Raw genomic sequence first — 11,477 nt, 5'->3', positions numbered from 1 at the left:
CCAGATTCTACCGTCAACCCTTAATTGAGATTTTCTATCAAACACGTGCAGAACGCCGGAAAACAGCCCGTTTCCTCTCTATATAGAGAGGAAAACCAATCCCTCTATATAGAGGGATTGGAAATCCCGAAGTCCCTGGATAGTTTTGCGCAGCCCCAAAACGAGAAACAGGATCAAGCACCAAGTGCTTGATCCCCTTAGGGCGACCCAATCAGCTGCCGTACACTTTCGCTGCCGGCACCGCCCGAGCCATCAATTGCTCTACCGCCTGACCCACCTCGCCCACCGCCCACCGCCCAACGCCCTTGCCTGTCCAGTTCCAGACCTCTACGCCAGCCGTCGGCAATCGACAACTTTTCGCCCTCGACTTCGAACATCTGCCCGTTCACCGCACTGGACGCTTGCGAGCCGAGCCAGACCACCAACGGCGCAAAGTTTTCCGGAGCGACGTAGTCGAAGCCCTCTTCGGGTTTTTTCATGGTATCGGCGAACACTTGCTCGGTCCTGCCGGTGCGCGCGGCCGGGGCCAGGGCGTTGACGGTTATGCCATAGCGACCCAGTTCAGCCGCCTGCACAAGCGTCAACGCAGCGATACCGGCCTTGGCAGCGGCATAGTTGGACTGACCGATTGAGCCCTGCAAACCGGCCCCGGAACTGGTGTTGATGATCCGCGCACTCAGCTGCGCACCACCCTTGGCCTGCTCGCGCCAGTAACGCGCGGCGTGGCTGGCGATACAGAAGTGGCCTTTGAGGTGCACGGCTACCACCGCATCCCAGTCGGCTTCGGTGAGGTTGGCGAACATTCGGTCGCGACAGATGCCGGCGTTGTTGACCACCACGTCCAGGCCGCCGAAGGTTTCGATGGCGTGGCGCACGATCAACGCCGCATCGTCGTAGCGGGTGATGTCGTTGCTGTTGGCCACCGCGCTTCCACCCTGCCCGAGAATTTCACCGACCACGGCCAGCGCCGCTTCACGATTGATATCGTTGACCACCACTTTAGCGCCCTCGGTGGCGAAGGCCGGCGCGTAGGCCCGGCCCAGACCACCGCCGGCACCGGCGATGATCACCACGCGGTTCTCACAGATTTTCATGTTCCTGCTCCCTTCAAATACATCGCTTACAAGCGTTCGATAATCGTCACGTTGGCCTGGCCGCCGCCTTCGCACATGGTCTGCAAACCGAAGCGTCCCCCGCTGCGCTCCAGTTCATGCAACAACGTGCACATCAACCGGGTGCCGGTGGCGCCCAGCGGATGACCGAGGGCAATTGCGCCGCCGTTGACATTGGTCTGTTCGTGGGGATAACCCGTCTCCTTGAGCCAGGCCATCGCGACCGAAGCGAAGGCTTCGTTGATCTCCACCCGGTCGATGTCTTCAAGTTTCATCCCGGCTCGCTTGAGTGCATAAGCGGTGGCCGGGATTGGAGCGGTGAGCATCCAGATCGGGTTTGCGGCGCGCACGCTGAGGTGGTGGATACGCGCGCGCGGTGTCAGCCCGTGGCGTTTGAGTGCCGCTTCAGAAACGATCAGCATCGCGCTGGCCGCGTCGCAGGTCTGGCTGGACACTGCTGCGGTCACCCGGTCGCAGCCAAACAGAACGTCCAGTTCGGCCATTTTCGCCAGGCTGGTCTGACGCGGCGTTTCGTCGTGCACGACTCCGGCCAGTGGCACGATTTCCCGGTTGAACCGCCCTTGCTCGATGGCCCGCAATGCCCGCTGATGGGACTCCAGTGAATAGGCTTCCAGTTGTTCGCGGGACAGCCCCCACTTCTCGGCAATCATCTGCGCCGAACGGAATTGAGTCGGCGGTTGTGCGCCATAACGCCGGCCCCAACCTTCGGAGCCGCTGAACGGATCACTGAAGCCCAGTGGTTCGGCAGCGATCATGGCTGAGAAAATAGGAATCTGGGTCATGGTTTGCACGCCGCCGGCGACGACCACATCCTGGGTGCCGCTCATCACCGCTTGGGCGGCAAAGTGCACCGCTTGCTGGGACGAACCGCACTGGCGATCGATGGTGGTGCCGGGTACCGCCTCCGACAGGCCGGCGGCCAGCCAACTGGTGCGGGCAATGTCCCCGGCCTGCGGGCCGATGGTGTCGACACAGCCGAAGATCACGTCGTCGTAATCGTCATCGGGGATGTCGTTGCGCTCGACCAGCGCACGCAAGACGTGGGCGTCCAGATCGGCGGCGTGAATCTGGCTCAAACCACCCTTGCGCCGCCCGGTGGGCGTGCGCAGGGCGTCGACAATATAGGCTTCAGGCATGGTGTACCTCGGGGTAAATGTTGACGTCAGGCACAGTCGCCATCAGAAGTTTTTCCAGCACCCAGTGCTGGATTGCCGTCGAACAAGGCCGCGCGGATCCGCCCTTTATGATGGCCGCGGTCACCCCAGACCTTGTCCAGCGCCCAAGCGCGCGTCATGAACAAATGCAGGTCGACTTCCCAGGTGTAACCCATGGCGCCATGGGCCTGAATGGTGTTTTTCGCGGCGAGCATGCCTGCTTCCGAAGTTGCCAACTTGGCATGAGACACCAGCATTTCTTGTCCCGGTTGCTGCTCGGCCAGTGCATAAGCGGCGCGATACAGCGGCCCTTTGGCGAACTCGATCTGCACCGCGACGTTGGCCATCAGATGCTTGACCGCTTGGAACGAACCCACCGGTTTGCCGAACTGTTTGCGTTCAGAGGTGTAATCCACCGCGAGGTCGACCATGCGCTTGGCCAGCCCCAGCATTTGCGCGGCACAGCCCAGCGCGCCACGATTAAACGCGGCGGCGTTCGGCAATGATGTTGCGCTGGATCTCGTTGGTGCCGGCATAGATCGGTCCGGCCTGGGAAAACAGAAAACCTTCCAGCCAATGGCCGACGTCGCCCGCAGCAGGTGCTTCGGGCAGCAGCTCGCCACGCAAGCCGAGAATGCTCATGGCGGTGTCGTGCATGCGCTGATCGAGTTCCGACCAGAAGATTTTGTTGGTCGAAGACTCTGGCCCAATCTTGCCGCCCTGCACCAGTTTCGAGGCGGTCATGTAGGTGCTCAGGGTGTAAAACCGAGCAACGCCATCGCGATCTTCCAGCCCTCGCCCGGCGCGCCAATAATATTGGCGGCGTCGGTGCAGGCATCATCGAAGAACACTTCGTTGAACTCGCAGGTGCCTGTGAGCTGCTCGATCGGCCGCACGATAATCTCCGTCTGGACCATGGGCACTAGCAAGAAGGACAAGCCGCGATGGCCAACGCTGCCCGGTTCAGTGCGGGCGATCACAAAACACCAGTCCGACTCATGGGCCAGGGAGGTCCAGACTTTTTGTCCGTTGATCACCCAGGTGCCGCTGGCTTCATCAAGCACCGCGCGGGTCTTGACGTTGGCCAGGTCGGACCCCGCACCCCGTTCGGAATAGCCCTGGCACCAGAAGGACGTGCCGTTGACGACAGACCACGCCCACCGTGCTCCGGCGCCCAGCCGACACAGGTCCAGCCGCCCTCGGCGAGTTTGCGTTCCCAGGCTTTGCGTTCACCCGGATACATATGCCCATCACCCGGGCCACCCCGAAATCGCAGGGGCTCGAATTCACCACACAGGTTCGCGCTCAACCAGTCGGCCACTTCCTGACGGAAGCACTCGTCCTGCTCACTGAAACTGATTTTCATGGCTGCTCTCCAAGAATCACTGCGGCAATCCGCTGGCGATGCCAGGCAGGTAGCCCGAGAAAGCTTTCGCTGCCACGGGCGCGTTTGAAGTAGAGGTGCGGGTCGTATTCCCAGGTGAAACCAACGCCGCCATGCAACTGGATCGACTCGGACGCGCAGTGGAAATAGGTTTCAGAGCAGTGCGCCTTGGCCAGCGCCGCCGCCAGCGGCAGCTCGGCGGCCACCTGCGGATCGCCTTCAGGATCGAGGACTTCCTGGGCCACGCAGGCCGCGTAATAACTGGCCGAACGTGCGCATTCGACCTGCAGCATCATGTCGGCGGCACGGTGTTTGAGCGTCTGGAAACTGGCCTCACCGAGCAGGCAGTCAGCGCTGAGGTACAGCCCCTTGAGCTGAACCCGTGCCTGACGACGGGTCTGGTCCATGGTCGGCAACATTTGACGCTCGATCCCTGCCCAGTCCGCGTCCACGGCGAACAGGCTGATGCCCGCCTCGCCGGTCGATCCGGGAACCCGTGTGGCGATGATCAAGACGTCAGCGCTGTGCCCGTCGAGCACATGATTAAGGGTTCCGTTAAGCACAAAACCCTCGCCCTCGGTCACCACCGTGGCCTGAACATCCTTGGCCGCCCAGCCGCTGGCGCTGCTGAAGGCCAGCGTAGCGGTGAGGCTGCCGTCGGCGATCAACGGCAGCCAGCGTTGTTTTTGGTGTTCGTTGGCGGCCAGCAACAGCGCGGGTGTGGCCATGCAGGCGGTGGCGAAGAACGGCGAACACAGCAAGCGCCGGCCCATCTGTTCCAGCAGAATCGACAGTTCGACAAAGCCCAGTCCCAGGCCGCCGTACGCTTCTGGAATATGAATCGCCGGCCAGTACATTTCGCGGCACAGGCGCTGCCAGAGTGCCTCGTCAAAACCTCGCTCGCTGACCATCGCCGCTCGCACGGCGGCAGAATCCGAGACATCGGCGAGAAAGCCCTCGGCCGATGCGCGGATCATTTCCTGTTCGTCGCTGAATGAAAACTCCATCGCGGCGCCTTCTGCTCGTTAGGCGGGGCACGCATGAAGCGACACCCCTCTGGCCTTCGAGTTTGGTGCCAGCGGCACACAACAGAAACGTCAGCCCTGCCTAGTCCGAATGGGCGATGCCGAGGCCGATCCGCCGAGGATCGAATGCCTGGCCCATGGGCGGCCGACCCCATCACTTCTGATACCAACCCTGTAGCACTCGGTAACATCCGGCCCTGTTACGGGGCGTCTTTTCAACGACTCGACATCACGCGCCCCGCCCTGCAAGGCCAAAACAGCCATGGCGCAAATTGTGCATCTAAACGCAATCCAATCCTGCTTGAAGCCGCCATGCGCCCCAAGGAACTGAAACTCTGGACTACCGGTGTTGCCCATTTACTGGACCTTCCTGCCGGACATGCGCGGTTAGCAGGCTTAAGTCACTGGTTGCGGCAAGTATGCCCGGTCGATCACTTCGTTCTGTTCGTCTACGAAGGCAATCATCGGCCGTTGGCGCTGTTCGACACCTTCGTAGCCGACAAGCGTGCGGTGTATGTCGATGACTATCAGTGCGGGCCCTATTTACTGGATCCGTTCTACCTGGCATGCACTCGCGGGCAAGCGCCTGGACTGTGGCGTTTGCGACAGTTCGCACCCGACCACTTTTACCTCGGCGAGTATTACCTGACGTATTACCAGCAAACCGGACTGGCTGAAGAAGTGGCGTTTTTCGTCGACCTCGGTGGCGGCGCCATGGCCGTTCTGTCGTTGATGCGATCCACCGCCAGCTGTGCTTTTGGTCGTGACGAGATGCAGTTGATCGAGTGCGCGCAGGCCGTGGTTGAACAGGTCATCAATGAAGCCTGGCGTTTGCGTCAAGCCCAGCAACCGCGCCCGGCGCAGGACCTGGACTTCAAGATCCGCGAAGCCTTCGATCAGTTCGGCGCGCACATCCTCACCCACCGCGAACAAGAGATTGTCCAGTTGCTGCTACGCGGTCACTCCAGCGCCTCGGTCGCCGAACAACTGGGCATCAGTCCTGGCACGGTGAAGATTCACCGCAAGAACATCTACGCCAAACTCGGCATCGGCAGCCAGTCCGAATTGCTCGGGCTGTTTATCCGCGACCTTACCGGCCAGGAACTGGTCGTCGAAGCCTGACACCTGAAACCGACTCTATCCCCCAAGGGATATATACAGCGCAAAACCCCGATTGCTAGTTTGGCCCCCGACGCACTGATTCATCACTGCAAGGGAGCCCACCTCGTGAACAACAGCGTGAATGACACTTCGCCAAGCGATATCGAATTCTGCAATGTGGTCAAACGCTATGGCGAGGTGTCAGCCGTCAATGGCCTCAACTTCGCGGTGCGTCGCGGCTCATTCCATTCCTTCCTCGGCGGTTCCGGCTGCGGCAAAACCACCACCCTGCGCATGATCGCCGGCTTCGAACAGCCCAGTAGCGGCGAAGTGCGCCTGTCGGGCAAAAACGTTGCCGGAGTGCCGGCGTTTGAGCGGCCGGTGAACATGGTGTTCCAGCATTACGCCCTCTTCCCGCACCTGACAGTGGCGCAGAACATCGCCTATGGGCTGCGTTATCGCACCCCGCGACCCGACAAAAAAGCCCAACTGCGCATGGCTGATGAAGCGTTGGAAATGGTGCGCCTGAGCGGCTTCGGCCAACGCAAGCCGAGTGAACTTTCCGGCGGCCAACAGCAGCGCGTGGCCCTGGCCCGGGCGCTGGTCAACAAGCCGACCGTGTTGCTGCTGGATGAGCCGCTGGCGGCGCTGGATCGCAAGCTGCGCAAGGAAATGCAATCCGAATTGCTGCGCCTGCAACGCGAAGTCGGTATCACCTTTGTGCTGGTCACCCACGATCAGGAAGAAGCCTTGTCGATGAGTGACAGCATCAGCGTGATGCACAACGGTTCGATCATCCAGACCGCCACCCCGGAACAACTGTATGAAGCGCCGGCCAGCCGTTACGTGGCCGACTTTATCGGCGAATCCAATCTGTTCAACGGCACGGTTCGTCAAATGCAGGGCGATTCAGTCGTGCTGCGCACCGAGCAAGGACTGGAACTGACCAGCCCACTGACGCCCACCGGCAAAGCCTTGAGCGCAGACGCCGCCGGTTGCATCGCGGTGCGCCCGGAGCTGATCAGCATCGCCAGCGCCAACGCCAACATGACCCGCGAAGTGAAGCTGCAAGGCCACGTGGAAGACCGCATCTACCTCGGCAACTCCACCGAATACCGCGTGCGCACCCAAGCCTTTGGCGTGGTTTGCGTGCGTGTGCCGCGCCAGCAGGATCACGGCGCCAATGCATTCGAACACGGCGCTGCAGTGAGCGTCGGCTGGGATCACGCCAATGGCCTGGCCATGGCGTTGTAAATCATCGATTCGTTTGATCAACCGAATGTGGAGCGTGCTATGGACCAGAAGACGTTTATCAAAACCCTGCGTAGCTGGCAGAACGGCTCGATCAGCCGCCGCGAGTTCCTTGGTCGCACAGGCCTGGGAATTGCCGCAGCGGTGGTCGCAACCAACATGCCCGGCCTGCTGACCTCCACCGCCGAGGCCGCCGAGCAGGCCAAGCTGGGCGATCGCCTGTCGCTGGCGACTTGGCCGAATTACCACAGCCAGGAAAACCTCGACACCTTCGCCAAAACCACCGGTGCGCGCGTTTCGATGAGCGTGTTCGGTTCCAACGAAGAGATGCTTGCCAAATTGCAGGCCGGTGGCAGTGGCTGGGACGTACTGGTACCGACCAACTACACCATCAGCACTTACGTTGGCCTGGGCCTGATCGAACCATTGGACCTGTCGCGCATTCCCAACTTTGAGGCGTCGGCTTTCCAGCAAAAGTTCATGGCCCAGGGAACGGTGGACGGCAAGGTGTATGCGGTGCCGAAAAATTGGGGCACTACCGGCATGCTCTACGACGCCGGCAAACTGAAGAACGGCCCCTCCAGCTGGAAAGAATTCTGGATTGCAGCTCAAGGCCCCGCCAGCGGCCGGACGATGGTTCACGACTACCAACTGACCGCCATCGGCAACGCGCTGAAAAGCTTCGGCTATAGCTTCAACTCCCTGGACCCGAAAGAACTGGCCGATGCCGAAAAACTGCTGATCGAGGTCAAGCCGCACCTGTTCGCCATCAACTCCGACATCCAGCCGTCAATGCGCAGCGGCGATGCCTGGCTGGCGATGTCCTGGACCGGCGATGCCTCTCAGTTGCACCGCGACAACGCGCAGATGCAGTTCGAACTGGGCAAGGAAGGGGGCGAACTGTGGAGTGACTTCTTTGCCATTCCCAAAAGCTCGGAGCACAAGGACGCGGCCTACGCCTTCATCAACTACCTGCTCGATCCGCAGCACAACAAGCTCGAAGTGTTGAGCCACGGCTACCCGAGCGGCGACAATCGCGTCGATGCGTTGCTGCCCACCGCCATGCTCGATGATCCGATCATGTACCCGGCCGCCGAAGCGCTCAGTCCTCTGGAGTTCGGTGCCGCAGCGACGCTCACCAGCCCGGCGCGCGCCGAACTGATGGCTCGCTTCAAGTCCGCCTGATCGCCTGGCCATGGCCAATGAGGAGTCCCCATGAACGCCACCACCCACCCGCAAACGGTGCAGCCGGGCAATGCCCTGTCGGTCGAGGTTCGCCAACGGCGCAGCCTCGGCCGGCGGATCACCCTGCTGATGCTCTTGCCCTCGACCTTGTGGTTCCTGCTGCTGTTGTTGATGCCGCTGGTGATCATTCTGGTCTTCAGTTTCGGCGAGCGCAGTGCCGTGGGCGGTTACGCCGGTGGCTTCACGCTGGCCAACTACTTGAACCTCGGTTCCCGGGGCGCGGCGTTCAGTAACACGCTGATGTTGGCGCCGCTGGGCACGCTGGTGTGCCTGGTGGCGGCTTACCCGCTGGCGTATTTTCTGGCAGTCAAGGTCAGCAAGAACCGCTCGCTACTCCTGACGCTGGTAATTGTGCCGTTTTGGACCAGTTTCCTGATCCGCACTTACGCCTGGATTTTCATCCTCAGCGGCAAGGGCATTCCGGCCTTGCTCGCAAGCCTTGGCCTTGAAGACGTGCGGCTGATCAATACGCCGTGGGCGGTGCTGATCGGCATCGTTTACGGCTACTTGCCGCTGATGGTGTTTCCGATTTACGTCAGCCTGGAAAAACTCGACAAGCGTCTGCTCGAAGCCTCGGCAGACCTGGGTGCCAGCGCTTTCGAAAGTTTCCGGCGGATCACCCTGCCACTCTCCGCGCCCGGGATCATTACCGGGGTGATGTTGGTGTTTATCCTGTTGATGGGTGAGTTTCTGATCCCGGCCATTCTCGGTGGCGGCAAAGTGTTCTTCGTCGGCAACGCACTGGTCGACCTGTTTCTGCAATCGCGCAACTGGCCCTTCGGCAGCGCGCTGGCGATGACCTTGGTGGCGATGATGCTGCTGATCATCGGCGTGTATTTGAAACTGGTGGCGCGCTATGGCGGCCGCCCTGCCGACGGAGGGTTGTGACATGTGGCTGCGCAGCTATTCGACTTCGCTGTACCTGTTTCTCTACGCACCGATCGCGTTGATCGTGCTGTTCAGCTTCAACGCCGGGCGCAGTGGCCTGGCGTTCGAATGCTGCTCGGTGCAGTGGTTTGGTCGCGCGTTTGGCAACCCGTTCATCATGGAGGCGCTGGGCCATAGCGCGTTCATTGCCTTCACTTCAGCGGTGATTGCCACGCTGTTCGGCACGCTCGCGGTGTTCGGTTTGCAACGTGCCAGCGCCAAAGTGCGGTTGCTGTTCGATGCGCTGACCTATTGCGCAATCATCGTGCCCGGGATCGTCATCGGCATCTCGACACTGATTGCGTTCATTAGCCTGTTCGACCTGATCAACCCGTTGCTGGCGAGCTGGATACCGAGCGTGCCACGGTTGAACATGGGCTTCTTTACCGTGATCGCCGCGCACTCGCTGTTCACCATGGCATTGGTCATGGTGATCGTGCGCAGCCGCGTCGACTCACTGGACAAGGCCTTGCTGGAAGCCTCGGCCGACCTCTACGCCCCCCCAATGCAAACGTTCTGGCGGGTCACCCTGCCGCAGATCAGTCCGGCGATCATGGCCGGGTTTCTGCTGGCGTTCACCTTCAGCTTCGACGATTTCATCATCGCGTTCTTCGTCGCCGGTTCCGAAACAACCTTGCCGATCTACATCTTTTCATCCATCCGCCGCGGCGTGACCCCGGAGATTAACGCGGTTTCGACCGTCATCATCTGCGCGTCGCTGGCGCTGCTGTTCACTTCCCGTCACCTGCAAAACCGCCGCACCGGCGTCCAGGAGTCTCACCATGCGTGATCAGCTTTACATCAACGGCGAGTGGGTCAGCCCGGATCTGGGCGGCTACCTGGACGTCATCGATCCGGCCACCGGACAGGCTTTCCATCGGGTAGCCGCGGGCACCGAAGAAGACGTCGATCATGCGGTGCGCGCCGCCAGACGAGCGTTCGATAACGGCTGGAGCCAAACCACTGGCGCCGAGCGCGCGCAGTGGCTGGAAGCGTTGGCTGATGAACTGGACAGTGGTCAACAGGCGTTGGCTGAACTGGAAGTGCGCGACAACGGCAAACCGTTGCCCGAAGCGCAGTGGGACGTTGGCGATGCGATCGGTTGCTTTCGTTACTACGCCGGGTTGGCCCGGGAACTGGATCAACAGCAGGACCACCCGCTGGCGCTGCCGGATGAACGCTTTCGCTGCCGCATCCGTCATGAGCCGATCGGCGTTGCCGGGCAGATCATCCCCTGGAACTACCCGCTGCTGATGGCCGCGTGGAAGGTCGCGCCCGCCTTGGCCGCCGGGGCCACGCTGGTGTTGAAACCGTCCGAACTGACACCACTGACAGCGCTGGAACTGGCCGCGGCCGCCGACCGCATTGGTCTGCCGGCCGGGGTCCTGAACGTCGTGACCGGTCTTGGAGCCGACGCCGGCGGTCCGCTCACCGAACACCCTGGCGTGGACAAACTGGCCTTCACCGGGAGCGTGCCCACCGGGGCAAAAATCATGTCGGCGGCCGCTCGCGACATCAAGAACATCAGCCTGGAGCTGGGCGGAAAATCTGCGTTGATTGTGTTCGACGACGCCGATGTCGAAGCGGCGGTGGAGTGGATTCTGTTCGGGATTTTCTGGAACCAGGGCCAGGTGTGCAGCGCCACTTCACGCTTGCTGGTGCAGGAAAACATCGCCTCGCGGTTGATCGAACGACTGGTTGAGGAAACCCGCAAGATCACCATCGGCCCAGGGCTGGAACCCGGTGTGTTGTTGGGCCCTTTGGTCAGCCGGGGTCAACACGACAAGGTCCTCGGCTTTATCGATCAGGGACTGGCCAGCGGCGCACGCCTGCTCACCGGAGGTCGGCAACCGGCGTATCTACCAGAGGGTTATTTCATCGAACCGGCCATCTTCGACGAGCCCGGACACAGCAGCATCCTCTGGCGCGAAGAGGTGTTCGGCCCGGTGCTGTGCATCAAGCGCTTCAAGACCGAAGAGCAAGCCTTGCAAATGGCCAACGCCAGCCGCTTCGGCCTCGCCGCCGCCGTGATGAGTGCTGATTTGCAACGTACCGCCCGCGTCGCCAACCAACTGCGCGCAGGGATTATCTGGGTCAACTGCTCTCAACCCACCTTTGTGGAAGCACCGTGGGGCGGCATGAAACACAGCGGTATTGGCCGGGAACTCGGCCAATGGGGGCTGCACAATTATCTGGAGGTGAAGCAAGTGACCGAATACGTCAGCGACCAGCCATGGGGCTGGTATCTGAAATAGCG

8 protein-coding genes and 3 pseudogenes are annotated in these 11,477 nt (G+C 61.2%); 6 read left to right on the top strand and 5 right to left on the bottom strand.

Features of this window, described 5'->3' with window-relative positions; translation table 11 throughout:
• Nucleotides 1–211: 211 nt before the first annotated feature.
• From QFW87_RS10870 to QFW87_RS10850, 5 genes and pseudogenes are all read right to left on the bottom strand, one after another.
• Nucleotides 212–1,094: pseudogene (locus QFW87_RS10870) on the bottom strand (SDR family oxidoreductase).
• Between the two features lie 26 nt (nucleotides 1,095–1,120).
• Nucleotides 1,121–2,269, bottom strand: coding sequence for an acetyl-CoA C-acetyltransferase (locus QFW87_RS10865; protein ID WP_283190473.1), 1,149 nt, complete (start codon nucleotides 2,267–2,269; stop codon nucleotides 1,121–1,123).
• 26 nt (nucleotides 2,270–2,295) lie between these two features.
• Nucleotides 2,296–2,772, bottom strand: a pseudogene (locus tag QFW87_RS10860) (acyl-CoA dehydrogenase family protein); the annotation flags it as partial.
• A pseudogene (locus QFW87_RS10855) lies at nucleotides 2,768–3,653 on the bottom strand (acyl-CoA dehydrogenase family protein). The pseudogenes QFW87_RS10860 and QFW87_RS10855, both read right to left, overlap by 5 nt.
• Nucleotides 3,650–4,678, bottom strand: coding sequence for an acyl-CoA dehydrogenase family protein (locus tag QFW87_RS10850; RefSeq protein ID WP_283190472.1), 1,029 nt, complete (start codon nucleotides 4,676–4,678; stop codon nucleotides 3,650–3,652). The pseudogene QFW87_RS10855 and the gene QFW87_RS10850 overlap by 4 nt, the downstream one beginning before the upstream one ends.
• Nucleotides 4,679–5,008: 330 nt before the next feature.
• Between QFW87_RS10850 and QFW87_RS10845 the strand changes: the two genes are divergently transcribed.
• The 6 genes from QFW87_RS10845 (at nucleotide 5,009) to QFW87_RS10820 (ending at nucleotide 11,475) form a co-directional block, all read left to right on the top strand.
• The gene (locus tag QFW87_RS10845; protein ID WP_283190471.1) at nucleotides 5,009–5,818 is read left to right on the top strand and encodes a LuxR family transcriptional regulator; all 810 of its coding nucleotides are present in this window, start codon (nucleotides 5,009–5,011) and stop codon (nucleotides 5,816–5,818) included.
• Between the two features lie 117 nt (nucleotides 5,819–5,935).
• Nucleotides 5,936–7,051: an ABC transporter ATP-binding protein gene (locus tag QFW87_RS10840; protein ID WP_283190902.1), complete on the top strand. Its 1,116-nt coding sequence runs from the start codon at nucleotides 5,936–5,938 to the stop codon at nucleotides 7,049–7,051.
• A 39-nt stretch (nucleotides 7,052–7,090) separates the two neighbouring features.
• Complete coding sequence (locus QFW87_RS10835) at nucleotides 7,091–8,233, top strand: spermidine/putrescine ABC transporter substrate-binding protein (protein ID WP_283190470.1); 1,143 nt, start codon at nucleotides 7,091–7,093, stop codon at nucleotides 8,231–8,233.
• Nucleotides 8,234–8,263: 30 nt separating this feature from the next.
• Complete coding sequence (locus tag QFW87_RS10830; RefSeq protein WP_095128547.1) at nucleotides 8,264–9,181, top strand: ABC transporter permease; 918 nt, start codon at nucleotides 8,264–8,266, stop codon at nucleotides 9,179–9,181.
• A 1-nt stretch (nucleotide 9,182) separates the two neighbouring features.
• Nucleotides 9,183–10,010, top strand: a complete 828-nt coding sequence (locus tag QFW87_RS10825; protein ID WP_283183884.1) for an ABC transporter permease — start codon at nucleotides 9,183–9,185, stop codon at nucleotides 10,008–10,010.
• Entirely contained in the window at nucleotides 10,003–11,475 is a 1,473-nt protein-coding gene (locus QFW87_RS10820; RefSeq protein ID WP_283190469.1) for an aldehyde dehydrogenase family protein, read from the top strand. The genes QFW87_RS10825 and QFW87_RS10820 overlap by 8 nt, the downstream gene beginning before the upstream one ends.
• Nucleotides 11,476–11,477: the final 2 nt, after the last annotated feature.

It is taken from the genome of Pseudomonas sp. PMCC200344, assembly GCF_030053095.1.
Lineage (GTDB): Bacteria > Pseudomonadota > Gammaproteobacteria > Pseudomonadales > Pseudomonadaceae > Aquipseudomonas > Aquipseudomonas svalbardensis.
This window is presented reverse-complemented; position numbering and strand designations above follow the sequence as displayed.